General features: G+C 30.9%; 27 protein-coding genes and 2 pseudogenes. 4 read left to right on the top strand and 25 right to left on the bottom strand.

The features are described from left to right. Position 1: 1 nt before the first annotated feature. The 10 genes from M2651_RS03575 to M2651_RS03620 all read right to left on the bottom strand — a co-directional run bounded on the left by M2651_RS03575 (position 2) and on the right by M2651_RS03620 (position 7,378). Positions 2–1,252 (bottom strand): Y-family DNA polymerase, encoded by a 1,251-nt coding sequence (locus M2651_RS03575; protein WP_252130970.1) that lies wholly within the window; start codon positions 1,250–1,252, stop codon positions 2–4. A gap of 414 nt (positions 1,253–1,666) precedes the next feature. Next, positions 1,667–1,864: a hypothetical protein gene (locus tag M2651_RS03580; RefSeq protein ID WP_252130971.1), complete on the bottom strand. Its 198-nt coding sequence runs from the start codon at positions 1,862–1,864 to the stop codon at positions 1,667–1,669. Between the two features lie 347 nt (positions 1,865–2,211). Then, positions 2,212–2,991, bottom strand: a complete 780-nt coding sequence (locus tag M2651_RS03585) for an MBL fold metallo-hydrolase (protein WP_252130972.1) — start codon at positions 2,989–2,991, stop codon at positions 2,212–2,214. Positions 2,992–3,023: 32 nt separating this feature from the next. Next, on the bottom strand, positions 3,024–3,410 hold the full coding sequence (locus M2651_RS03590; protein WP_252130973.1) for an iron-sulfur cluster assembly scaffold protein: 387 nt from the start codon (positions 3,408–3,410) through the stop codon (positions 3,024–3,026). A gap of 24 nt (positions 3,411–3,434) precedes the next feature. Continuing rightward, a complete protein-coding gene (locus tag M2651_RS03595) occupies positions 3,435–3,893 on the bottom strand; it encodes a DUF134 domain-containing protein (protein ID WP_252130974.1) in 459 nt (152 codons plus the stop codon). Between the two features lie 210 nt (positions 3,894–4,103). After that, a complete protein-coding gene (locus M2651_RS03600) occupies positions 4,104–4,460 on the bottom strand; it encodes a NifB/NifX family molybdenum-iron cluster-binding protein (RefSeq protein ID WP_252130975.1) in 357 nt (118 codons plus the stop codon). A 25-nt stretch (positions 4,461–4,485) separates the two neighbouring features. Then, complete coding sequence (locus M2651_RS03605; protein WP_252130976.1) at positions 4,486–5,334, bottom strand: ATP-binding protein; 849 nt, start codon at positions 5,332–5,334, stop codon at positions 4,486–4,488. Then, the gene (locus tag M2651_RS03610; protein WP_252130977.1) at positions 5,325–6,161 is read right to left on the bottom strand and encodes an ATP-binding protein; all 837 of its coding nucleotides are present in this window, start codon (positions 6,159–6,161) and stop codon (positions 5,325–5,327) included. Before M2651_RS03610 ends, M2651_RS03605 begins: the two co-directional genes overlap by 10 nt. A gap of 18 nt (positions 6,162–6,179) precedes the next feature. Beyond that, a complete protein-coding gene (locus M2651_RS03615; protein WP_252130978.1) occupies positions 6,180–6,545 on the bottom strand; it encodes a NifB/NifX family molybdenum-iron cluster-binding protein in 366 nt (121 codons plus the stop codon). Next, the gene (locus M2651_RS03620) at positions 6,542–7,378 is read right to left on the bottom strand and encodes an Mrp/NBP35 family ATP-binding protein (RefSeq protein WP_252130979.1); all 837 of its coding nucleotides are present in this window, start codon (positions 7,376–7,378) and stop codon (positions 6,542–6,544) included. Before M2651_RS03620 ends, M2651_RS03615 begins: the two co-directional genes overlap by 4 nt. 214 nt (positions 7,379–7,592) lie before the next feature. Here M2651_RS03620 and M2651_RS03625 point away from each other — a divergent pair, with 214 nt between their 5' ends. Beyond that, positions 7,593–7,841: a CPF_0552 family protein gene (locus tag M2651_RS03625; protein ID WP_252130980.1), complete on the top strand. Its 249-nt coding sequence runs from the start codon at positions 7,593–7,595 to the stop codon at positions 7,839–7,841. Between the two features lie 112 nt (positions 7,842–7,953). Here the strand turns inward: M2651_RS03625 and M2651_RS03630 are convergent, their stop codons facing one another. From M2651_RS03630 to M2651_RS03660, 7 genes are all read right to left on the bottom strand, one after another. Beyond that, positions 7,954–10,182: a hypothetical protein gene (locus M2651_RS03630; RefSeq protein ID WP_252130981.1), complete on the bottom strand. Its 2,229-nt coding sequence runs from the start codon at positions 10,180–10,182 to the stop codon at positions 7,954–7,956. A gap of 3 nt (positions 10,183–10,185) precedes the next feature. Then, complete coding sequence (locus M2651_RS03635; RefSeq protein ID WP_252130982.1) at positions 10,186–11,253, bottom strand: radical SAM protein; 1,068 nt, start codon at positions 11,251–11,253, stop codon at positions 10,186–10,188. Next, positions 11,243–12,217, bottom strand: a complete 975-nt coding sequence (locus M2651_RS03640) for a hypothetical protein (protein ID WP_252130983.1) — start codon at positions 12,215–12,217, stop codon at positions 11,243–11,245. The genes M2651_RS03635 and M2651_RS03640 overlap by 11 nt, the downstream gene beginning before the upstream one ends. Positions 12,218–12,456: 239 nt before the next feature. Then, on the bottom strand, positions 12,457–12,843 hold the full coding sequence (locus tag M2651_RS03645) for a MerR family transcriptional regulator (RefSeq protein WP_252130984.1): 387 nt from the start codon (positions 12,841–12,843) through the stop codon (positions 12,457–12,459). A gap of 31 nt (positions 12,844–12,874) precedes the next feature. After that, positions 12,875–13,285: a cupin domain-containing protein gene (locus tag M2651_RS03650; protein ID WP_252130985.1), complete on the bottom strand. Its 411-nt coding sequence runs from the start codon at positions 13,283–13,285 to the stop codon at positions 12,875–12,877. Between the two features lie 16 nt (positions 13,286–13,301). Next, entirely contained in the window at positions 13,302–14,063 is a 762-nt protein-coding gene (locus tag M2651_RS03655) for a carboxymuconolactone decarboxylase family protein (RefSeq protein WP_252130986.1), read from the bottom strand. Between the two features lie 40 nt (positions 14,064–14,103). Beyond that, positions 14,104–15,276, bottom strand: coding sequence for an iron-containing alcohol dehydrogenase (locus M2651_RS03660; protein WP_252130987.1), 1,173 nt, complete (start codon positions 15,274–15,276; stop codon positions 14,104–14,106). A gap of 260 nt (positions 15,277–15,536) precedes the next feature. Between M2651_RS03660 and M2651_RS03665 the strand changes: the two genes are divergently transcribed. Continuing rightward, complete coding sequence (locus tag M2651_RS03665; protein WP_252130988.1) at positions 15,537–16,499, top strand: aldo/keto reductase; 963 nt, start codon at positions 15,537–15,539, stop codon at positions 16,497–16,499. Positions 16,500–16,612: 113 nt separating this feature from the next. Here the strand turns inward: M2651_RS03665 and M2651_RS03670 are convergent, their stop codons facing one another. The 5 genes from M2651_RS03670 to M2651_RS14420 all read right to left on the bottom strand — a co-directional run bounded on the left by M2651_RS03670 (position 16,613) and on the right by M2651_RS14420 (position 20,185). After that, positions 16,613–17,227, bottom strand: a complete 615-nt coding sequence (locus M2651_RS03670; protein WP_252130989.1) for a flavodoxin family protein — start codon at positions 17,225–17,227, stop codon at positions 16,613–16,615. A 366-nt stretch (positions 17,228–17,593) separates the two neighbouring features. Beyond that, complete coding sequence (locus M2651_RS03675) at positions 17,594–18,589, bottom strand: DNA adenine methylase (RefSeq protein ID WP_252130990.1); 996 nt, start codon at positions 18,587–18,589, stop codon at positions 17,594–17,596. Positions 18,590–18,606: 17 nt separating this feature from the next. After that, complete coding sequence (locus M2651_RS03680; protein ID WP_350338285.1) at positions 18,607–19,386, bottom strand: DNA-methyltransferase; 780 nt, start codon at positions 19,384–19,386, stop codon at positions 18,607–18,609. A gap of 78 nt (positions 19,387–19,464) precedes the next feature. Further along, the gene (locus M2651_RS14415; protein WP_350338288.1) at positions 19,465–19,830 is read right to left on the bottom strand and encodes a DNA methyltransferase; all 366 of its coding nucleotides are present in this window, start codon (positions 19,828–19,830) and stop codon (positions 19,465–19,467) included. 4 nt (positions 19,831–19,834) lie between these two features. Then, entirely contained in the window at positions 19,835–20,185 is a 351-nt protein-coding gene (locus tag M2651_RS14420; protein WP_350338286.1) for a TRM11 family SAM-dependent methyltransferase, read from the bottom strand. A 177-nt stretch (positions 20,186–20,362) separates the two neighbouring features. Between M2651_RS14420 and M2651_RS03690 the strand changes: the two genes are divergently transcribed. Beyond that, positions 20,363–21,043, top strand: a complete 681-nt coding sequence (locus tag M2651_RS03690) for a MutH/Sau3AI family endonuclease (protein ID WP_252130991.1) — start codon at positions 20,363–20,365, stop codon at positions 21,041–21,043. 203 nt (positions 21,044–21,246) lie between these two features. Here the strand turns inward: M2651_RS03690 and M2651_RS03695 are convergent, their stop codons facing one another. Together M2651_RS03695 and M2651_RS03700 are read right to left on the bottom strand one after the other, a co-directional pair. Continuing rightward, the gene (locus M2651_RS03695) at positions 21,247–21,501 is read right to left on the bottom strand and encodes a DUF6429 family protein (protein WP_252130992.1); all 255 of its coding nucleotides are present in this window, start codon (positions 21,499–21,501) and stop codon (positions 21,247–21,249) included. 54 nt (positions 21,502–21,555) lie between these two features. Beyond that, positions 21,556–21,879, bottom strand: a pseudogene (locus M2651_RS03700) (winged helix-turn-helix transcriptional regulator). Positions 21,880–22,172: 293 nt separating this feature from the next. On the opposite strand from M2651_RS03700, the pseudogene M2651_RS03705 reads away from it, so the two are divergent. Next, positions 22,173–22,367: pseudogene (locus M2651_RS03705) on the top strand (pyridoxamine 5'-phosphate oxidase family protein); the annotation flags it as partial. Positions 22,368–22,572: 205 nt separating this feature from the next. On the opposite strand, the gene M2651_RS03710 reads toward M2651_RS03705, so the two are convergent. Further along, a complete protein-coding gene (locus M2651_RS03710; RefSeq protein WP_252130993.1) occupies positions 22,573–23,664 on the bottom strand; it encodes a transposase in 1,092 nt (363 codons plus the stop codon). Positions 23,665–23,746 lie beyond the last annotated feature (82 nt).

A 23,746-nucleotide genomic window follows, 5' to 3' on the forward strand; every position in this document is an offset into this window, starting at 1 on the left:
CTTACAGCATTGAACTCATTAATGGATAATGTTCTTCTCCTACCCCTCCACACATAGAACTTAAACCTGAATGCAGAAAACAGGACCTGAATATAGCCTTATGTCCATATTTCAGCCTGATGTCATCAATGACCTTGTTTAATTTACTATCTTTATCGTAATTAAAAGAATCCAATAAAGAATATTGCTGATAATCATCAGAACAAAAATCAGTTATGTGCACTCCTAAATGACGAATAGGATTACCATTCCATACACTATCAAATAAACAGCATGCAGTTTCATATATTTTTCTAGTTGAATTTGTAGCTGTACTTAACTTCTTTTGGCGTGAATAAGTTATAAGGTCGCTGCCCCTTATGCTTACAGAAACAACATTACAGCAGTTATGTGAATTCCTTAGCCTCATACCTACTGTCTCGCATAAAGACAATAGTACTTTGTGAGCTGTTTTCTTATCCTCTACATCAAAAGCTATAGTAGTACTGTTACCTATACCTTTCATTTCTATAAAATTGCTTTTTCTGACTTCTGAACTATCTATGCCATTGGCATAGTTAAAAATAACTTCACCGTGACTTTTAAAAATATTTTTCAGTATATCTATATCATAGTTTGCTAAATCTCCAATAGTATAAATATTCAATTTATGCAGTTTTGGTGCTGTAGCCCTGCCTACCATAAATAAATCCTCAACCGGCAGACACCACATCTTTTCTTTTATTTCATTAGGAAATAAAGTATGTATTCTATCTGGTTTATTAAATTCTGAAGCCATCTTTGCTAATAATTTGTTGTTTGATATTCCTATATTTACTGTAAATCCTAATTCCTCTTTTATTCTTCTTCTTATAGTTTCTGCCAGCTCCATATAATCAGCATACAAATATTCCATGTTTGAAAAATCTAAAAAACTTTCATCTACACTAAATCTCTGTATGTTAGGCGTATATTCCTGAAGTATTTGATGCAGAGCTAAGCTGCACTGCATATATAAGTGATATCTTGGCGGTACAATTGTAAGCTCTGGACACTTTATTCTTGCATTATAAAGAGTTTCACCAGTCTGTATATTGAATTTCTTAGCAGGTATTGATTTCGCCAGTACAATGCCATGCCTGCTCTCTTCATCTCCTCCTACGACTGAAGGTATTTCCCTTAAATCTAATTTTTCACCATGCTGAAGCCTATAGACAGCTTCCCAGCTTAAATAAGCTGAATTAACGTCTACATGAAAAATTAATCTGCTCATTAACCATCATCCCTTATAAATAATAGTACTTTTATTTTAGAACACTTGTTCGCATACCACTATTATATATCACAATTTCACATTTTATAAGAGGGTTTTTAAACTTTTTTTCAAACCTGCTTAACGCTGTTTAATTTCCTATATAATAAAAAGCACCTACAAAGGTAGATGCTGTAAATTCATATCCTTACCATTGCAGAAGTAAGTTCATCAGCAAATAATAGGTTAGATTTTAACATCATAGCCATAGCAATTCATACCCTTTGATTCATTCCGCCAGATAACTCAAAGGGATAACTTTCTAAAATACGCTTTCCATCTAAAAGATTCATTTTTTAAAAAATTCCATAGCTCTTTCAATAATTTCCTCGCATCCTACTTGCTCATGTTGTTTAACAGCTTCATACAACTGATTCAGCTAACACTTGGAGGCTGAAGAGTCTTTGATAAATCCTGCTCAAATGGATCATAAGGCACTAGCTTGTACGCAAAAGCGGTAACCATCAGAAGTATAATAACTAAAACCAAAAGAATATAAAATTTCATTATGGTAAAATCCCTTATGTTTTTTTGCTTAGAAACTTTTACCGAACATTCAATAATCTTATTCATGCCTTAATCCTCCTGACCCATGCGAATTCGTGAGTCTAAATAATGATACAAAATATCTGCTATTAAATTTTAAAACTTAATAACAAAACCAAACAAAAAAAGTCACAAAAATAGTTTCATAATGAAACAGTCTTCGTGACCTTAATTATTTCAATTGATAATTATAAAATTTTATTTGTATCCTTCATTATAATATAATGCCTTCGTGACATTTACGTACTAAATTTTACTATATATTATTATTAAAATCAATATTTAAAAAGTTATCTTTTTTATTTTACTAATCATTGCTAAATTCTATCACATTACCTGTGTTATTATATAAATAGCTTTCAACAAATTCCTGCCTAATTGTTTGTAATGCACTTTCTCCAGTACAATGACATATTCCTAAAATTTGAATATTTTTTTTCTTTTAAAAATTCAATTGTCTTATTTAACCTTTGTTCATCTGCATCAACTAAATGTGTGCCGCCAATGACTCCATAAATAGGCAGCCCTGTTCTTTTAATTATAGTTTCTAAAATATTAACTACACCAACATGAGAACATCCTAATATAACTATTAATCCCTTTTGGAGATTTACTGCAAGTACTATTTCATCTGAAAAATCATCTAAAATATAATTTTCATCCTGCTTTATTACGAATTTTTCATTCAGCAGCTCATAGTCATTCCATCTTGTAAAATTGAAAAATATCATTATATTTTCATTTATATAAAATATATCTTCTTCAATATATTTTACAGGGATATTCATTTCATTAATATATGACTCATCAAAAGAATTTCCAATATATTTATAAGAACTTTTTTCTAATACTTTGAATTTTTTATTAAAAAATCCTTTTCCTATAATTAACTTAAATGAATTTCCTACATTTTCTACAAGTTCTCTAAAGCCTCCACTATGATCATAGTGTCCATGACTTAATATAACATAATCTAAATTTCCTAAATCGATACTCTTTTTTTCAGCATTTTTAATAAAATTTCCGCTTTCACCTGTATCAAATAAAATTTTCATTTCATCAATTTCAATATAAACAGAAAGTCCACTCTCACTATATAAAACCCTATTGTCATCAGGATTATTTTCAATAAGAGTAGTTATTTTAACACCCATTTAATCATCACCTTTTAATATCATTTCCTTCATTACTGCTTTCCTGACTTTTGAATATAATTATTAATAGCATTTCTTAATGCTTTAACTCCAAGGTTGGAACAATGCTTTTTATTTTCTGGAAGTCCCCCTAAAGCATTTATAATATCATCTTCAGTAATTTTTAATGCTTCATCTAGAGTTTTTCCTTTTGCAAGCACTGTTGTCATGCTGCTAGTAGCAATAGATGCAGGGCATCCATAAACTAGAAAACTAATATCTTCTATCAAATTATTTTCTACTCGTATATATATATTTAAAGAGTCACCGCATTTAGGATCTCCATTTGAACCTTCTCCGTTAAAGTTTTTTATAACGCCTGCATTTCTTGGACACATAAAATGCTCAATGACAATATCAGAATACTCATCTGTAAACATATAATTCACTTCCTTACACTTTAACTATAGAGTATTACTATGTTTGTTATTACTTCTACACCAATTTTTACAAAATTCTGCTTTCTTACTGCATATAACTCTTTGTGAACCACAAGCAGGACAGATAGCCCTATCCTGCTCAAAATTTATTTCATAAACTATTCCACAATCTAAACACTTAAATTTGCAAAAATTAGTAGTATAATGTCCGCCGCTTATTTTTATAGCTTTACCTTCTGTCAAAGCAACAGCAACCTTTTTTCTTGCACTATCTATTATATTTTGAAAAGTTTGCCTTGATACTTCCATCTTTTCAGCACATTCTTCCTGATTTAATTCTTCAATATCTTTTAGTCGCATTGCTTCAAGTTCTTCTACTTTTAAAATTATTTCTTCAATTTCGCATTTTGGTTTTCCCAAAGGTACAAAATAAGTATTCTCTGGAAAAAACTCTACTTTTCTGAATTTTGTTGGTCTAGGCATATTTTATCCTCCTTACATTTATTGCATATCCCAAGTAACATAATATTTACATCATTAATTTCTAAGTTCTTTTCTTTTTCGATTTTTTTATTTAATTTTATATATTCTAAATTAAAATCTGTACTATCAATATCTATTATACTATTACACTTGGAACATTTAAAATGAAAAGGAAAGATTTCTATCCATATAAAGTCTTCTTCCTAAATATTAGCCATTACAATGACCTTCGTGAGCATGTTCAGTACATACACTACCTGTTGATTTTAATGTACCTTTTATAAATTTATCCATAACATCATCACATAGTCCTTGTACTCCAACAAAAACTTTTATTGCATTTTCATTAAAAAGCTGCTGTGCTGTTTCTCCCATACCTCCTGCAATTATTACATTTACTCCGAGATTTTTTAAAAATACTGGTAAAAATCCTGGTCTATGTCCTGGGTTTGCTTCAAATTTCTTTTCTAAAATTTTGCCTTCCTCTACTTCATAAATTGCAAAACCTTCACAATGTCCAAAGTGACCACTTACATATTTTCCTTCACATGCAATTGCTATTTTCATTTTGATTTCCTCCCTTTATTTTAATTTAATTAATAGCCATTTCTATATTACTCCACATGTTTCTAATAGCATGATACGCTTTACTATCTGGATAGTATATGATAGGCTTTAGCTCATTTATAGACTTCATTACAATATCATCATAAGGAATTTTGCCTACTAGTACTAATTCTTTTTCTTTTATAAATTTTTCTATTTCTGTGCTCATATCTTCATTTATGTCATATTTATTTATGCAAACCATAGTAAATATACCAAAGTGTTCACATAAATCTACTACCCTTTTCAAATCTTCAAGGCCGGATTTTGTAGGTTCTGTAACAGCTAATACAGCATCACTGCCTGTTATTGAAGATATGACGGAACATCCAATGCCTGGAGATCCATCTATTATAGTTAGTTTATCCTTATCACTGAATCTCTTAGCATTTTTCCTTAGATAAGTTATTAATTTTCCTGAACCATCACTTCCTATTTCCATCTCTGCTCTTGAAATTATTCCTTTGTCTAATTTAGTAACAAATGTATCTGCTGTTTTTTCATCCTTTAACTTTATAGCCTTTTCAGGACATATTAATGCGCAGGTTCCACAACCTTCACAAACAAAAGCATTGATTGTAAGATTATCTATAGCATGAAATTTGCAAACTGTTTCACATTTCCTGCATTTACTGCATATAAATTTGTTTATAAAAGCTTTTTTACCACCAATAAAATCTCTCTTTTCAATATCTCTTCCTTTATAAAACAGATAAAGATTTGGTGCATCTACATCACAGTCTATTCTTATTACATCTTTGGCAAGCTCAGATAATGCTGTAGCAATAGTAGTTTTACCTGTTCCTCCTTTTCCACTTAAAACTACTAACTCCATAATAAAGCCCCCTTTACCGCCTCAGTTAGTTCATCAAATATTTTTCTATGCTGAAAATCTTCATAAAGTATTTTTCCTTTAGAATAAAGTACTGCGGTTTCTTTTCTATAAGGTATAGTTCCAAATAAATTTATTTTTTCATCTCTGCAATATTTTTTTATTATGTTATCTTTATCATCATCTTTGTTTATAACTATACCAAAAGGTATGTTATACATTTTCACTAATTTTACAGCCATTTTTAAATCATGAAGACCAAATTCTGAAGGTTCTGTTACAAGTATAGCTCCATCTGCATATTTTAAAGCATTCACAACGTTACAAGAAGTACCTGGCGGACAATCAATTATATTAATATTATCTGATAAATTTTTAAGAAGCTCTCGAATAACAGGTACTGCCATAGGTTCACTTATGTTTAAAATTCCTCTGCTGCAATTTATACTTATATCTCTAGCTTTGCCGCTTTCAATTCTACCTATTTCTCTTTTATTATAAGTTATAGCAGCATTGTTACATACAATCTGACAAGCACCACAGCCATGGCATAACTTTTGAAATAGCATAATATCTTCTTTTACTTTTGCAAGAGCATTAAATTGACATACCCTTACACAAGCTCCACAGGAAGTACATTTATTATCATCTATAACAGGATATTCAACCATAACTTTTTCTGTTTTGTCTATTTGAGGATTTAAAAATAAGAAACCATTTGGTTCTTCTACATCACAATCTATATAATTTGATTTTAATGCAATGGCAAGATTTGTAGAAACTGTAGTTTTACCTGTTCCTCCTTTTCCACTAAGCACCACTATATTCAACCTATACTCATCTCCAATCTAGTGAGCTCCTCCATGATGTGCAGGACCAGCTGTTTTTATTTCTTTAAGTTCTCCCTTATTATATTGTTCAATTACTGAACTTATAGGTATATTATTGCATTTATATGCTTTAATACCTGCTCTTTCAATAATTTCAAAAGCATTCGGTCCAAGATTTCCTGTTATAATAACATCTACTTTTTCATCAATTAACTGATTAGATGCAGCAATACCTGCTCCCCCGCTAGAATTTTTACCTTCATTTTCTATAATTTTTATTTCTTTGCTTTCTGTATCATGAATTTGAAAATACTCACATCTTCCAAATCTAACATCTAGTAAATTTTCTGAAGTTTTTCCTGTTGCTGAAATTGCTATTTTCATTTTGATTCCTCCAAATCTCTAATAATACTTGTTACTATAGGATTGAAGATTAATTCAAGACTTTCATTTACACTTTCATACCAGCAATCGCTTAAACTGCTTATACTATTTAACATAGGAAGCTCTGCTAAAAGTTTTAAATCCATTTCCTTTAAAAATTTATCTGTATTTTGTCCATTGAAAAGTTTTATTTTTTTGCCACAATCAGGACAAGTTATATAACTCATATTTTCAATAACACCTAAAACATTTATGTTCATCTTTCTTACCATATTTACAGCTTTTGAAACTATCATAGACACTAAATCCTGCGGCACAGATACCATTATAACCCCATTAATAGGTATTGACTGCATTACAGTTAAAGGAACATCACCTGTTCCCGGAGGCATATCAATTATTAAATAATCCAAATCTCCCCAAAAAACATCTGTCCAAAACTGCTTAACAACACCTGAAATCACAGGTCCTCTCCAAATTACAGGTTCATCTTCTTTCTCTGTTAAAAAATTTAATGACATAACCTTTATACCATCAAAAGTTTCAACAGGTAATAACACCTGTTCAATACCGCTTGCTTTTTTCTCTTTTAATCCAAGAAGTCTTGGAATACTTGGACCTGTTATATCTGCATCTAATACTCCTACACTATAACCTAATTGATTTAAATGTTTTGCAATAAGAACAGAAATTGAAGATTTTCCAACTCCTCCTTTTCCACTCATAACTCCAATAATTTTTTTTACATTGTTTAAAGGATTATTTTCAATCATACAACTTTCTTTATCTTTAGTGCATTCATTATTTGATGGACATGAAGTACATTCTCCCATAAAATCATCTCCCAAAAGTATATTGGCATTTGCCACTTTCATAATACTACTATTTTTTGTTATTGTCAAATGCCAATTTGAATTTTTAATATTTTTTATAACTTTTAATCAAAATAAATTACATCAACTATAAAATTAAAAGTTTTTATTGAATTTTATTATTTATTCAGGGAATAATATTTATAAATTTGATATTTAGACAGGAGGCAGCATTATGGAGACAACAATTATGGCATTAACTTTAGATCCACGAACTGCTCAAGCTCCAAAAGTACAATCAGTTTTAACAAATCACGGCTGTGCTATACGAGCAAGAATTGGATTGCATGAACAAAGCTCTGATTTTTGTTCAGAAAAAGGGCTAATTCTTTTGCAGCTTAATTCAGATTTAAATGAAGTTGAAAAACTTGAAAAAGAACTTTTAAATCTTGAAGGAGTTAAAGTTAAACATATGACTTTATAATAATTGTAATAAAATTAGATTTTTTTCTAATTTAAGTGTAAATTTATCAATAATAAAATCCAGTAGAAGGCTTTACAGCTTGTTCTACTGGATTTATTTTAGCGTTAGTATCCTATTTTCTAATCAATTTAATTGTCTTATCCATATAATTTCCAAGTATACAATCACTTATTTTCAAAGTTGGTTTCCAAGTTAAATTAAATTCTGTTACAGTAGGGTAATGGTAATCATCATTATTAAAAGTTCCTGCATCTAAAACTGCTATAAGGCTGTCTGTTTTTCCGTTTTGTGCTTCGATATCAAAATAAACCGTCATGGCTAAAGTATTTCCTCCATGCCACGCCCTCTTTGTCATTTTGAATGTATATCCAGGCAGACTTATATTTATATTTTTTAATTCTCCGCCACCCCAAACAAATTGCCAATTGGCACCTTTAAAGAATCCATCAGATTCAATAAATTTACCTACTATATTACCTGGAAAATAGTTTTTCTTAACGCATGCTGCAATTTTCTGAGTTTGTTCAGATGATAGCATTGAGCCTTCATAATATACATTCATCATAGCATATTTTTCAAATACCTTGTGTTGTGTAGGAGTTGTGACCCCAAACCACTCAAAATCCGCAAAATAATTTATAGGTTCTACATTATTAGCATTAAAAAACGTCATATTATAATAAGAAATTGCCTGAGTAATGCAATTATCAAGGTCTGCCGGAAAACTTTTTTCAATATTTGTCAATACTTTAACTGCATCAGTAAGATATTGACAGAAGTATGCATGTTTCTCAGGATCCACACTATTTAATATTCCTATATCACCATTCTGATCTTCAATAGCATGACATAATTCATGATACAATGACTGTATCTCTTTAAATTGGCCTATTTGAGTTGGCAGACTTTCTTTTCTCAAAATAACACTTCTCGGTCTCATAACATCAAGCTTTCCGTCTTCATAATGATTTTCTGATGACCTTGGCTTATATGCTTTTGAATGTTCTATGACGTTGTTTGATATAAAATCAATTGCACTAAAGAACTTACTTACATCACCAATTTTAACAAACTTGTCTATATATGTTCCGTTTGGTCTTTCAATAAACCACTTAATCATTGCTTTATAGTTCGGCTTTGGAATCAAAGCTGCTTCCAAAGTTAGAGGCTCTATATCTTTATCCTTACATGATACAGTTAAAAGCATATCTAATTTATCTACATCAGCTTCAATATCCTCCGTAGGATAAATTAAGTAAGTGGCATAATTTTTGCTGTCAGTAGCAGCACCATTATCAGGGTCTATTTCAACTATGATTTTCGACTTTTCAATTATTTCATTGGCTTTCTCTTCAGTGATATGTTTAACACTAGGTTTAGCAGTGAATGAAAACTCCAAATCATTTACAAGATCAATATCATTTGCAACATCTTTTTTCTTTTCATCATATTTCATTACCTTTACATAAAGCTTAAAAGCTTTCTTTTGTTGTTCATCCTTGTTTTGAGTTCCTGAATGCTTTATTTCCAAAGGTTCTTTCATTGCAGCTGGAACAATTATAGATTCTTTTATAATTCTTGCTGTATATTTAATAACATCATGAACAAAACTTTTTTCAGGAACTATAGTAAATACATTATCTATTTTTGATTTACTTTTACCAAACACTTTTTTTATTAATTCCTCAGACATATCTTCTGTCAATTCAATAGTAGTAGAAGACACCTCTCCCTCATTTTCATTTAAAACCTTACCTTTTAAGTACTTGCAATTTTTATAAAAATTATTGAATTTAGTTTTATAGTTCGCATTCAGATTTACTAATTTTTTTTCCCCTTTGCCTGCAAAAAAAACATCAATTTCCGGAGTTACATCATAGTATGGCACTTCAAATTCCACAGTTTGCTGCATGCCTTCACCACTTACCTGAAATACAATTGATTTATTTGCAGATCTTAAAACATTCTTATCACAAGTAACGGTAAAATCAATACGCTCATCACCCTCACCGCTGATACTATCTAAAAGTTCTTTTCCCTTCAATATATTAATAACCGCTTTTCCAACGCTTTCTACAGAACCCTCAAGCTTTCCCTCTACTATTGATGTCTTTAAAATGGTAGCCTTTATATATGTGCTCTGACCCATTTTTAATACTCTGCCATCTGGTACCTCTATACACAGCCGAACATAATCCTTTTTCTTTGAATTATCTACTCCAAACACATGCTCCCAAAAAGACAAAAATGATGCCGCCGAAATACTCGCCAGTGAGGTCACTACCATAACCCCAAAATTTGTTGAACTTGAATTAGTAACAAAGCCTTTTCTAAATTTCATATTTTATACTCCTTCCTTGCAAAGTCTAATTTCAGGATAATATGGACACCCTCCTAAACAATTACTCCTATAATAACAGCCCTGACAACTTTTTTCAAAAAATTCTCTCAATTTCGAAAACTCAGGACTGTCCCAGACTTCTTTAATTGTATATTCTTTAAGACTCATTGATACCTTATTTTGTCTGTCAAAACTACATGGAGACATCATCATATCAGCGCCTATATAAGCAGAAAATCTGCCTGCCTCACAAGCATCAAAACTTTCAGGCATTATATTTATACAGTTTTTTATTATTCCTGGTACCAAACAAGAGTCAAAACCCGTACGTTCTGCAATATAGCTATCTGATAAAAGATCAAAAAACTTTTTAATTCTAATATCATCAGCCCTTAAAATTCTGTTTTTATCCCCCATCCCTACAGGCTTATGAAGTAAAAATATGAATCTAGAAATTCCCTTTGGAATAAGATCCTTGGACAATATATCAATAGCCTCATCTATGCTGTTTTGTCCCAGCACAAAATGGATATTAGTTGTAACACCTGCATCCAGCAGCATATTAATTGCTTTATAAGTATATTCAGTTTTGTACCAACTTACAGCTACCGCACCGCAGTATCGTTTTATTATCTTAACTTTTTCATTATCCAAGCCATATCCTGATGTAGTAGTATTGGGTACAATTCCATAATGCCTGCAAACCGAAAGTATATTTTCAAAATCTTCGTGCATTTCACTGTCGCCTCTACCACCTAGTGCAACTTGGAATGTCCTGCCCTCACACTGAGAAATGATTGTTTTAAAGTCCTCAAAGGGCATATTAGGCATATCAATATAAGCTCCACTCTGGTAACACTGAATACCTAACTCCTTACACTTCCCCGATAAACCATGCTGGCAATGCCCCATTATACCTATGTCAAGAAGCTGTGGAAAATCAGCAAACATTGGATCAATACCAGTATCATTACCATTTTCATCAAGTATACCTGTTCTTATATAATCTCCATTTTCATCATTAAAGGCAGAAATAAATCTGCCACTGTCATAAATTTTTCTAATTGTCATGTTTTAAACTCCCTTTGTTAATAAAGTTTATAACTACTCCGACAATCATTATAACAATTCCAGCATTGTATCCAAAAAACTCACCGAAATTGCCAACTATAATTGCAAGTAAAAACCCAAATATAGCTCCTAAGCGCATAATCTGATAAAAAGAATTGCTATTTTCATTAAATCCCGCCATCAAAAACGTCATAGCCCTCATAACCTTACAAAGCAAGAAATCCAATACAGATGGCAATGAACCACCAAGGCCTTTTAACATTACAAATGAAAGCAGAAATAGTACAAATGACTTATCAAATTTGCCGTTTCGAGTTAGAAAATTCGATAAAGCTAAAGCAGAACCTGCACCAACAAGTAAAAAACCTAATGTGTTTTTCTTATAAATACCCTGAAGTAAATTATTTTTCGCTAAATTCCAAACATTAGTATAATATTTTTTAGCTTGTGCAGAATCTTTAAACAGTTCTTTAATTGCCGGGAACACAACCTCAGTAACTGCCAGCAAATAAACAGTTTTTGCAGCAATTGCAACAAAAAAAGTATATACCGTCATATTAAAGACAGGTCCATTGTAAGTAGCTGTTATATATCTTAAAAAATTACCTGTAGCTCCAGAACCAATAAATAAAGCAAATCTTGTAAGAGGTTTACCAATAACAGGCGTGTTAAATAACTTAATAAGATAATCCTGTGAACCTGCCAAAATCCATATTACTGAAATACATATTAAAAATACCGCATTTTGCTTTAAAAATCTTATTGCCGCCTGCTTTACTAAAGTAAAACTGAATTTGGAATCTGTTATCCTACCTTCTGTATTGTTTTCAATTACAATTTCTTCTGGTTTATTACGGATTTTATAAAAATTTAAACTATTTTGATTTATATTTTCTTCTGAATATTCATACAAAATTGTATCTTCCCACACCACATCATTTCCAAATCCAATTGACTTGTCCATATTAAAATCCTCCAAAAATATTTTTTATAATTAAATTGTACTATATTATATAAGCCAAAGCTATAATTATGTACAGATTTAAAGTAATTTTTAAAAATTTCAATATTTAGTGACTTTTTGATTTTAATGAAGAGCAATATATAAATTATAATAAGAACTTTTGCTATTTTTATTACTTTTACGTAAAAATCCCCCTCTGAATCAAAGGGGGGTGTACAATTATTATATGTTACACAAAATTAATCTTTTAATTTTTTAAGTCCTTTTTCTTTTTGAACTACTATCTGCTCATATCTTGCAATTTTTAAATTAAGACGTTCCAGTGTTTTCTTCATATCTTCAATTCTTGCTATGAGCTCATTACGCTGCTCAATCAAAAGTTCCTTTCTTGCCTCCACTGTTTCATCACCTTGTTGAAACAGTGTAACATACTCAATTAATACTTCGATAGGAAGACCTGCTCCTCTCATGCATTTGATAAATTCTACCCATCTTAAGTCTTCTTCTGTATAGTTTCTGTTTCCGCTTTTATTGCGGTTCACAGGAGGTATTAAGCCGATACGCTCATAATAACGAAGAGTATCCTGTGAAATGCCAAATCTCTCACTTACTTCTGCAATTGTCATGCGTTTCACCTCTTAATATTTCTCATTCTGGTTAATTGCTGTTTGCTCTTTCATACTCCTCATCAGATACAGGTTCCAGCCACTCAGTTGATCCTTTTGAAGCATCAGCTTCTACTGCTAAATGTACAAACCAGCTGTCTTTTGCTGCCCCATGCCAATGTTTCACATCTGCCGGTATATTTACAACATCTCCAGCATGAAGTTTTTTGGCTGGTTTTCCCCATTCCTGATAATATCCTTTTCCACCAGTTACAAGTAATATCTGGCCGCCTGGATGCTTATGCCAGTTATTGCGACATCCTGGTTCAAAGGTTACATTACCAATAGGGCACGGTTTACCTGTAAGCATTTTAAGATGAACCGTTCCATTAAAATTATTACTTTCAAAAACATCTCCTATAGGGAAAATTACACTATTACTTAAATCTTTTACTTCACTCATTTCAAATCCTTCTTTCTTATTTATTTTCTGGAATAATTTCGTTTAAGTAGCTAATCGCATTTAGTGTTCTTGGATAACCAATGTACGGCAGCAGATTTGTAATAACAGTTAATAAAAGCTGTTTATTATTTCCTACATTTAAATTTGCCTTGATGTGGCCTTTTGCCTGCTTCTCACAACCTCCCATAGCAATGAGCATGGAAAACGTAAGCAATTCTCTTGTCTTGATATCAAGTCCATCTCTTGTATAATAATCACCAAAACAATTAGATGATAAATATTTTTGAATATGAATCTGATTTTCTGGAGAATTTTCATACATTTTATCAATTACTTCTGCTCCGACGATTTCTTTTTGTATTTTTAACCCTTTCTCCATTCTAGTATCAGGATTAGTAGTTGACTGTCCCTCTAATGGAAGCTCAATGCCTCTCTGAGTAAGAATTTCATTAGTTGCATGAATGAAATCAAAAGACTTTGCAATACCGCAATATGGTACGGACTGATATACTATTTCTTTGATTTCTATTGGCGTAACTCCTACATTTAATGCCGCTCCAAGCATTACTTTGTATTCACTTAATGTCTGCATGGCAATCATTGCTGCTAATATAACTTTCATTCTTAACTTAATATCTAATTCACCATATTGCAACACCTCATCAAATGCAAAGTTATAAAATATTTCTATAAGCTCTGGATCTGTTACTTTAAGTGTTGATTTATGATTAGGAAACAATTTTTCATGGTTTTTATTTGCTGTTTCACTTATACGCATAATTTAACCTCTCTTTTCAAAAATTATTTTTCTCGCTTATTTATCTAAAGCTAGCCTCGTAAATAGCTATGCAATCCTCTATGCTCAGTTCACATCTGTCAACTAAGAACAGTCCGCTCATTGCATCCTTTGCATTATGTGCAAAAGTTTCAAACTCCTCAGGTTTGATACCATAATCCGACATCTTTAAATCAGCTATACCGCATTCTTCTTGTAACTTTGAAAGCATAGTTATAAAATCCATAGGCTCCTTTGCATCTTCCATACCCATTGCTTTTGCCATACGTATAAAACGGTCATCACAGACATGTTTGTTAATGAAATGAGTGAAATATGCCTTGCTAAGCATAATAAGTCCTGCTCCGTGAGGTAAATCCTGATGGTATGCAGACATAGCATGTTCCAAGGAATGCTGGCTGGAAGTTGTACCTACACACATTACTACACCTGACAGATTATTGCCAAAGGCAACTCTTTCTCTTGCTTCCATATCATTTCCATCCTTTACTGCTCTAGCAAGATAACGACTGACATTTTCAATTGCAGTGATGGCATACATATCGCTCATTAAATTTGTTTTGTTATTGATATACCCTTCCATGCTGTGTGACAAGGCATCCCATCCCTGGAAAGCTGTAAATTTAGGCGGTACTGTCCTCATAAGTTCTGGATCTACAATAGCAAACACTGGGAATAACCTAGGGTCTTTAATACCAACTTTTTCCTGAGTTTCTTCATTTGTTATAACTGCACCTGCATCTGTTTCAGATCCGGTTCCTGCTGTTGTTGTTATTGCTATTATAGGAAGAGGTTTATTTTCAATTGCTTTTCTTTTTCCTGTTCCTGACTGAACATAATCCCAAAGATCTCCCGGATTTGTTGCCATGATTGCAATTGCTTTTGATGCATCCATAGAGCTTCCGCCACCCAACGCCACAATAAAATCACAACCGTTTTCTTTAGCAAATACAGCTCCAGCCATAACTGTTGTTTTTAATGGATTTGGTTCTACTTTATCAAATACAACTGTTTGAACTCCTGCAAGTTTAAGCTGCTCTTCTACTCTTAAAAGATAGCCGTTTTCCCTGATAGATTTTCCATTAGTAATTACAATCAATGCCTTTTTACCTGGCATAGCCTGATCCTTAAGGCTGTTTAACATACCAACTCCAAATAAAGTTCTTGTTGGTATATACATATTAAAGCTACTCATATTTTTTCCCTCGCTTTCATTACTTTCTATTATCACTCTACTCCTTAGAGTTAACTCCAAGTCAAGTATTTTTTAGCACTTTTAATTTGAAAATACTTTCCTTAGTAGAAATTTAAAATACAATAAAAAATGTAAATTAATTATTAACCCCCTTGACTTAGAGTTAACTCCAGAATTTATTATAATATTACACATACAAACGTATGTAAAAACTGTAAAAAATCTATCATCAATAACTGATTAATTGAGGAGGGAACAAAATGGATTATTTAAAACTTGGAAATTCAAATCTTCTTGTATCACGCCTTTGCGTAGGCTGCATGAGCTTTGGTGACACTGCAAGCAATTTTCATGAATGGACACTGAATGCTGAGGATAGCGAAACACTCATCAAACACGCTCTTAATTTAGGCATTAATTTCTTTGATACAGCAAATGTATATTCAGGGGGTACCAGTGAAGAATATCTCGGCCGTGCAATTAAAAACAATATAAGCCGTGATAAAGTAGTTATAGCCACAAAAGTTTATTTTAATGAAGGAAAACTATCAAAACAAGCAATATTGCGTGAGATTGACAACTCTCTAAAACGACTGGGCACAGATTACGTTGACCTTTACATTATTCACCGCTTCGACTATAACACACCGATAGAAGAAACAATGGAAGCACTCCACAGTCTTGTTAAAGCAGGTAAGGTAAGAGCCCTTGGTGCTTCTGCAATGTATGGATATCAGTTTTATAATATGCAGCTTGCGGCAGAGAAGAATGGCTGGACAAAATTTGTTTCAATGCAGAATCACTATAATCTGATCTATCGTGAAGATGAACGTGAACTTATTCCAATCTGCAAACAGCAGAATGTGGCACTCACTCCCTATAGTCCCCTTGCCGCAGGAAGACTTTCCCGCCCTGAATGGAAAACTGATACAAAGCGCAGCCAGACCGATAAAACTGCAGTTTCTAAATATGACAGCACACAAGAAACCGATTATGGTATTGTTCTTCGAGTAAATGAACTTGCAAATAAGTACAATGCCACAATGACTCAAATTTCTCTTGCATGGCAGTTTGCTAAGGGAGTTACTGCACCGATAATTGGTGCAACAAAAGCAAAATATTTTGACGATGCTGTGGGGGCTTTAAATTTAAAACTTACCGATGAAGATATTACATATCTTGAAGAACTATATGTTCCTCATAAAATTGTAGGGGCTATTTAATATTTAATTTTAAAGAGCAGTATTTAATATAATACTGCTCTTTAAATAAATATATCCAAACATTACAATAACTTGAAATTTGTACTTCTTTTCATTAATCTGCAATTCTTCTATTAAATAAAATTGGTTGCTATTCGCTGTTCTTTTTCTGGTAAGCCGAACTTTTCTTTTCCTAACGAAATACTCTTGATTAAAAATGCCATATTTCTCCCCAAAGTGCGCATTGTTTGCAGGCCCTCTTCGTCCTTTCTCACGTCATCTGGCGTAAATCCATGAACACTGTTCCAATATTGACTTGAAGCGATTGGCATTCCTGAAATTGTAAAATATTTGTTTATTTCGTCAAACGTAGATGAGCAACCGCCTCTCCTTGCAGATACTACCGCTGCTCCTACCTTCATAGTTTTATCAGCCGGCACGCTATAAAAAAGACGGTCTAAAAAAGATATTAGAGTTCCATTTGCTGATGCATAATACACAGGTGATCCAATCACAATGCCGTCAGCTTGCTCAAATTTTGGTGCTGTTTCATTTACAATATCATTAAAAACGCATTTACCTGTTGTTTTACATTTGCGGCACCCTATACATCCTCTGATATCTTTATTGCCAACATGGATAATTTCTGTCTCTATTCCTTGTTGTGTCAAAGTTTTTGCTACTTCGCTCAAAGCCGTATATGTACATCCTTTCTCATTAGGGCTTCCGTTAATTAATAATACTTTCACATTAATTCCTCCTCTTTACTCTAATTTTATCCCATTCAAGTAACTCAAAGTCAAGAGTTTTATTAATTTTTTGTCTTAGGCAATAGAAACAAGATAAAAATATATAAATTAAAAGAGATTTCAAAACTCCTTAATAAACAGAACATACAATAAGATATTATACAAATACGAGCCCTAGTGCCAAACTTAAATCGGATTTATGTCAATATACTTTAGATGTCCTTCTATATATTGAAAATCATGAGAATTTCATCACATCAGTTCTAGTATACTAAGCATCATTAGTAATAACTACCGATGTAAAACAACAAATTTGCCAACCAATAGTTGCTTCCTTGTTTTTATTTAATAAATAAATTTTCATTATTAAATTCCAATATAGAAATTTATCTCTTTATTCATATCATCAGCATGTAGTGCTACTTCTTCATTGATTTTATTTAATTCTAAATCTTTTTTTGCTTTATAATTTGTTATTAACAACTCTGTTATTTGTCCCCTGGCACTTCCTACTGAATTAATAGATCTTTTTGCATATACCCTTTTTATGTAAAAATCTGAATATAAATCATCAAAAAAATTATCATTTTTATCTAAGTTTTTAGGATCTGAATTACTTAACATTATCTTAGCACCTTTTTTATGTACTACTTTATAGAAATCTCTTAATAAAATTTGTGATTCATCATTAAAATTACTCTTATTATAAGATGTGAATCCTCCTGCTGTAACTGGTCTATATGGAGGATCACAATATACAAATGTATTGTCATCAATAAACGGTTCAAGCTCATTAAAGGATTTATTTAATATTTTTACCTTATAGTTTCCAACTTCATTTCTTATACCTAATAATTTTGATATTTTTCTCAATTGAAATTCATCAAAAAAACTTGGATTGCTATATTTTCCAAATGGTACATTAAACTCACCTTTTGAATTTTCTCTATATAGACCATTAAAACAAGTCTTATTTAAAAAAATAAAATATGCAGCAGACTTAATATCATCACAATTTTCTTCATTAAAACTATATCTTATTTCATAATATAATTTTTCTCTCTCTTCAATATCAGCTTCTAAATATCTAGTTTTAAGTTCCAAAGTTTCTGAAATTAATGCTTCAACATTATCCTTAATAACTTTATATAAATTTATCAACTTAGGATTTATATCATTAATAATATATTCATCAAAATAGTTATTTTCTATAAAATATAAAAATACAGATCCGGCCCCAACAAATGGCTCAACATATTTATTTAACAAATTTATATTTGCAGGTAAGTTTTCAATTATATCGTCTAATAACTGAGATTTACCCCCAGCCCATTTTAAAAATGGCTTTAAATTAAAATTCATTGTAATCACCTCTTAATCTAATCCAATATTTGTTCAGTATTAGTTGCTATTATTTCTTCGATTCTTCTATATGCAAGTTCCAGATAATCCTTGTTATTATCAATTCCTATAAATTTTCTGCCATTTTCTATAGCTACAACGCCCGTTGTACCTGAACCACAAAATGGATCTAGAATTAAATCATCTTTATTAGTACTTGATAATACACACCTATACAGCAATTCCTTAGGTTTTTGAGTAGGATGATAACCATGTATCTTTTCTCTTTTAGGCGTTGTTGGTATCTCCCATACACTCCTCATCTGCTTACCACCATTCAATTCTTTCATCAGTTGATAATTAAAAATATGTTTTGCTTTCTTACTCTTCTTAACCCAAAGTACTGTTTCTTGACTTGCAGTAAAACATCTACACCCCATATTTGGTGCTGCATTTGGTTTGACCCATGTAATCTCATTTATTATGTAATAATCCATCTTTAATAATGAAAATGCTATTGAATGAATTATATGATATGTTCCTGTTATCCACATTGTTCCATTATCTTTTAAAACTCTATCACATTCTTTTAGCCATTTCATATTAAATTTATAATCAAAATCAATCCCATTAGATTGGTCCCATTCACCTTTATTTACTGTAGCTATTTTCCCTGACTTGCAAGTTATTCCATTGTTACTAAGTCTATATGGTGGATCTGCAAATATCATTGGTATCGACTTACTCTCAAGTTTCTTTAATTCTTTAATGCAATCTCCTATCAATAACATATAATTTGTATTACCAATGAATTTCAAAGTACTCCCCCCCCTCAAAGTAACATTACACAAATTATATTATAATGTTACTTAAGAATAAATCCAGTAATTAATTATTTATTGTTTAAAAAATATAAATAGGTATTCATGAGCAAGCAGATAAAAATTTCTTTTTAAGCTAATCTCTTTCCAGTACTTTGTAGAACTACAATTATGCTGCTCTTTAATTATAATTTCTTTTAATACAAAACCTTGGCTTAAAAATTCATTCATAATATTAAATCCTAATGGAACTACATACCCATTTACCCTGATATCTCCCATCATAATTGCACAGTATTTTTTATTTTTTAAAACTCTATAAGATTCCTTTGCAACATCTTTTATTGCTTCATAAAATTCATTAATACTAAGAAGAGATAAATCACCAATAATATCTTTACTGTACTTTATAATATTTGCATAAGGTGGATGAGTACAAATTAAATCAACAGAGCTGTTTTTTAATGAAACTTAAATCTCTAGCATTGGCATTAAACAACCTTATATATGTGTCTCCACTTGTTTGTTCAATTCTTTTCTTAGAAATTTCTAATGCTACGGAATTTATATCACAACCAAGTCCTCTTCTGTTTAAACTCTTTGCTTCTATTAAAGTGGTTCCACTTCCCAAAAACTGATCCAATACTAAATCATTCTCTATTGAATATCTTAATATTATATTTTTCGGAACGAAAGGACTCCAATTTCCTCTATAATCTCCCTTATGTACGCCGTAATTTCCTCTATCCTTAAAACTCCAAATAGACTTTGTTTCTAACTTAAAAACTTCACTCATTCTATTACCTCCAATTATATCAAGATCTTTAACATCAATCTCCATCAATATTCAGTTGAAGATGAAAATCTTTGCTTAAACATAGACTATTAAGAAATATGCTTTGCTGTTTGGGATATGAAATTTTATGGAAGAGTAGTATAATTAAAACATATATTTTTAGGAGGCGCATGTAAAATGACTTTACAAGAATTAAAAACAAAAATTGCACCTTTAATAGGTATTAAATTTGGAGATTTATATAATACTGAAAGGTTAGAGACAATTCTGCTAAACAAAGGACAAGCTGGGCAGATGCTCGAATTAACCTCTGGATTAATGCTTTCAAGCAACCAGCTTGATTGTGAAGATGGTGAACTTAAAACTAACAAAGTACAGGCAAACGGCAAACCTAAAGAAACTGTATTTATTACACAAATATCAAAGGAAATTGACAATCTATTAAGTATACAACCTTTTCAAGAATCTTACATATACAAAAAAATTTCAAATTTGCTATACGTTCCTATTTGTAAGGAAGGTCATCAATCAAATTGGTATATTATGCCATATATTCATGTATCTATGGAAAATCATCAGTTTTCAATCGTCTATGAGCAATTAGAAAAAGACTATTACACTATTTGCAACGGATTAAATGAACATATTACTACCTCGTCAGATGGCTATATTCACACAACAAACGGGAAATTTATACAAGTTCGTTCAAAAGATTCAAAACGAGCAAACGGCCAGTATAATCCCATCTATTCAAATAAATATGGTAGATACATATCAAATAAAAATCATGCATTCTATTTCAAAAAAGAATTTGTTTTTACAATAAGAAAAATTGCATTTGGCGAAAAATGGCTATAATAAAAAGGCTAAAACACGTTAATTCAATAGTTATTAGCTTTTAATTCCTCTTGTATTAAATCTTAAATAAATATAAAAAACAACTTTATTCTATTTATTTTATACTTTAGTAAATTATTGATGCTCCAAAAAATAAATACATTTAAAAACCCTTGAGAGCTCAAGGGTTTAATCATATACTCTTCCTCACTCTTAAATGTCTGTTATTTTTCATGTGATTTACAGTTTTTTAAATACCTGCACATTAATTCTTCAGCTTTCTTTATACCTTCATCTGTAAAATAAACTGATTTTGATTTATATCCACCACCAATATATCCTTCATTTTTTAACTCATTAAGTGCATCAAAATTATATCCTTTCCAGCTTCTTTGACATTTAAACGGTTCACAGTCGTCTTCCCACGAAGTTAAATATAACAATAATAATGTAAGCTCCTTGATTTTTTCATCCATCATTTACAACACATCCTATTCTATTGTTTAGTACAGAATAATAGTATACCAAGCTCATTATACCTTCATTTTTCTCTTATACTGCTCTCCCCATACCCATAGAGAATCCAAAATAGACTTTAGACTAAGTCCATCCTCAGTAAGAGAATATTCAACTCTTGGAGGAACTTCAGCATAAACCTTTCTATCTACAAGACCATCCTCTTCGATCTCTCTTAATTGTTGTGTCAACATCTTTTGACTTATAGAACCAATAGATTTTCTTAATTCTCAAAATCTCTTTGTACCTTCAATTAATTCTCTTAATATTAATACTTTCCACTTGTCCCCGATGAGTAAAAGAGTTATTTCGATAGGACAAGCAGGCAATTCTTTCTTCATAAACTATCCCTTCTTTCTTTAAGATTACTAGACTATCTATTGGTTACTTTAGGGTGCATATAGTACTTTAAAGTGCTTACTTGCTAAACAATACCATTGCATTTATTATATAATTGAAGCCGGCAAAAATCAATTGAATTTAGGAGGGATAATAACACGAAAATATTAAAAATAATACTTAACAATAGTTACTATGTAGTAACTATATTACCACAATGTGCTTACTTGTTAAAATTTGCAAATAAAATTATCATAAAACTGAAGTAATTTTTAAAAGTTGGGAGATGTCAAAAATGAATGAAGTATTTAAATTTTTACAAGAAAATCCTGTGCAGTATCTTGCTACAGTCGGCCGCGACGGAAAGGCAAAGTGCCGTCCTTTCATGTTCTGTTTTAAACAAGATGGCAAGCTATGGTTCTGCAATAATAACACAAAAGATGTTTATAAAGATATTAAAGAAAACCCTTATGTTGAAGTCTCTGTTTCCCTGACTTACGGACAGTTATTATCAATATTATTCAATAAATTCCATAATAATTTTAATTTTCAATTATTATGGAATTTGCTTTTTAAATAAATTGTTTTTTATTGAATTTAAGTATAAATAAGTAAATAGGAACGTCTATTTTCACTATATCGAATCTGTCAATACCCTTACTTATATTATCCTTGGTATATCGTAAAGCAAGTTTTTAAGTAATATTTTTCCTACATGAATAATAAGCTCTTTTAAACCATTTAACGCCAGTAGTAAATAAACTATAAATTCTAACTTTCTTTCCTTTGATATTCTTAGTTGAACCCAATAATTTATTTTTCTTATCTTTAGTACATGAAACACCTAAGGAAATTATATAAGAATAAGCTATACAAACGCAAAAATATAACATTTTAGCATAGTGAATATCATTACTCCAAGTACTCTCTAAATTAAACCCATTACTTTTAAAATCTCTAAACATTTCTTCAATATCAAATCTCTTTTTATATTCCCTTATTGCATAAGGACCGGAAAGATTATTAGCAATAAACCACACATCTTCGGCATCTTGAGCTTTACATACTGCCATGTTACAAATATATTGTTGAGTTGTTAACTTAATATTGTAAAAATGTTTTGTAGACCACTTTGTTGGAGTTATATCATCTAGTTTTCTAATTTTTCTTTTGCCGGCAATGGATATTCCTAAGTCTTTTGTGCATCTAATACAATATTTCCATTTAAGACTTTCATCTATAAATTTAAATAAATCAATACTTTTAAATCCTCTATCTGCAAGTATAGTAACATCAAAATTATATGGATTTAGTATCTTATGTAAAAATTTAAGTCCTTCCTTAACATGAATAAAATCCTTGTTGCCATCTTGCTTATATCCAAATAATTTAAACCAAAGTGGGATAGCTCTTCTCCCTACCTTCAATGAAAATTGGAGTATTACAAATCTATCATCTATTGTTGTATGATCAAATATTATATAAATTGATTTAGATCTAAATTTATACTTCTGCAATAATCTATACGCAAAAAACTCATAGAGTTTTTCAGGATTAATAGCTTTATTACCTAAAAATCTTTGTAACCTCTTTATTTTGCTTTCTTCAGTTCCTAAAGAATAACAATCTTTCAATTCTTGAGATATTTTAGATAAAACAACTGACTGTGAAATTATTATCCCAATAATCATTGCAATTAAATTATTTAAGCGAGGAGCAGATAAAATTATCATTTTTTCTAGTGTTTTTTTCAATTTTGTAGTAAGATATTCTTGATCATTGATCATAGAAACCACCTTTCTTTTGTAAATTGGGGTTGCAAGTCAATTTTACACTAGAAAAAGGTGGTTTTTTATATTTTTCAGAATA

It is taken from the genome of Clostridium caldaquaticum (genome assembly GCF_023806125.1).
In the GTDB taxonomy this organism is placed as follows: domain Bacteria; phylum Bacillota; class Clostridia; order Clostridiales; family Clostridiaceae; genus Clostridium_AT; species Clostridium_AT caldaquaticum.

What these genes read in the sequence shown, in the direction of transcription:
- M2651_RS03575 (WP_252130970.1), bottom strand. Translation starts at nt 1,252, where the DNA reads ATGAGCAGATTAATTTTTCATGTAGACGTTAATTCAGCTTATTTAAGC.
- M2651_RS03580 (WP_252130971.1), bottom strand. Translation starts at nt 1,864, where the DNA reads ATGAATAAGATTATTGAATGTTCGGTAAAAGTTTCTAAGCAAAAAAAC.
- M2651_RS03585 (WP_252130972.1), bottom strand. Translation starts at nt 2,991, where the DNA reads ATGGGTGTTAAAATAACTACTCTTATTGAAAATAATCCTGATGACAAT.
- M2651_RS03590 (WP_252130973.1), bottom strand. Translation starts at nt 3,410, where the DNA reads ATGTTTACAGATGAGTATTCTGATATTGTCATTGAGCATTTTATGTGT.
- M2651_RS03595 (WP_252130974.1), bottom strand. Translation starts at nt 3,893, where the DNA reads ATGCCTAGACCAACAAAATTCAGAAAAGTAGAGTTTTTTCCAGAGAAT.
- M2651_RS03600 (WP_252130975.1), bottom strand. Translation starts at nt 4,460, where the DNA reads ATGAAAATAGCAATTGCATGTGAAGGAAAATATGTAAGTGGTCACTTT.
- M2651_RS03605 (WP_252130976.1), bottom strand. Translation starts at nt 5,334, where the DNA reads ATGGAGTTAGTAGTTTTAAGTGGAAAAGGAGGAACAGGTAAAACTACT.
- M2651_RS03615 (WP_252130978.1), bottom strand. Translation starts at nt 6,545, where the DNA reads ATGAAAATAGCAATTTCAGCAACAGGAAAAACTTCAGAAAATTTACTA.
- M2651_RS03620 (WP_252130979.1), bottom strand. Translation starts at nt 7,378, where the DNA reads ATGGGAGAATGTACTTCATGTCCATCAAATAATGAATGCACTAAAGAT.
- M2651_RS03625 (WP_252130980.1), top strand. Translation starts at nt 7,593, where the DNA reads ATGGAGACAACAATTATGGCATTAACTTTAGATCCACGAACTGCTCAA.
- M2651_RS03630 (WP_252130981.1), bottom strand. Translation starts at nt 10,182, where the DNA reads ATGAAATTTAGAAAAGGCTTTGTTACTAATTCAAGTTCAACAAATTTT.
- M2651_RS03635 (WP_252130982.1), bottom strand. Translation starts at nt 11,253, where the DNA reads ATGACAATTAGAAAAATTTATGACAGTGGCAGATTTATTTCTGCCTTT.
- M2651_RS03640 (WP_252130983.1), bottom strand. Translation starts at nt 12,217, where the DNA reads ATGGACAAGTCAATTGGATTTGGAAATGATGTGGTGTGGGAAGATACA.
- M2651_RS03645 (WP_252130984.1), bottom strand. Translation starts at nt 12,843, where the DNA reads ATGACAATTGCAGAAGTAAGTGAGAGATTTGGCATTTCACAGGATACT.
- M2651_RS03650 (WP_252130985.1), bottom strand. Translation starts at nt 13,285, where the DNA reads ATGAGTGAAGTAAAAGATTTAAGTAATAGTGTAATTTTCCCTATAGGA.
- M2651_RS03655 (WP_252130986.1), bottom strand. Translation starts at nt 14,063, where the DNA reads ATGCGTATAAGTGAAACAGCAAATAAAAACCATGAAAAATTGTTTCCT.
- M2651_RS03660 (WP_252130987.1), bottom strand. Translation starts at nt 15,276, where the DNA reads ATGAGTAGCTTTAATATGTATATACCAACAAGAACTTTATTTGGAGTT.
- M2651_RS03665 (WP_252130988.1), top strand. Translation starts at nt 15,537, where the DNA reads ATGGATTATTTAAAACTTGGAAATTCAAATCTTCTTGTATCACGCCTT.
- M2651_RS03675 (WP_252130990.1), bottom strand. Translation starts at nt 18,589, where the DNA reads ATGAATTTTAATTTAAAGCCATTTTTAAAATGGGCTGGGGGTAAATCT.
- M2651_RS14420 (WP_350338286.1), bottom strand. Translation starts at nt 20,185, where the DNA reads ATGAGTGAAGTTTTTAAGTTAGAAACAAAGTCTATTTGGAGTTTTAAG.
- M2651_RS03690 (WP_252130991.1), top strand. Translation starts at nt 20,363, where the DNA reads ATGACTTTACAAGAATTAAAAACAAAAATTGCACCTTTAATAGGTATT.
- M2651_RS03695 (WP_252130992.1), bottom strand. Translation starts at nt 21,501, where the DNA reads ATGATGGATGAAAAAATCAAGGAGCTTACATTATTATTGTTATATTTA.
- M2651_RS03710 (WP_252130993.1), bottom strand. Translation starts at nt 23,664, where the DNA reads ATGATCAATGATCAAGAATATCTTACTACAAAATTGAAAAAAACACTA.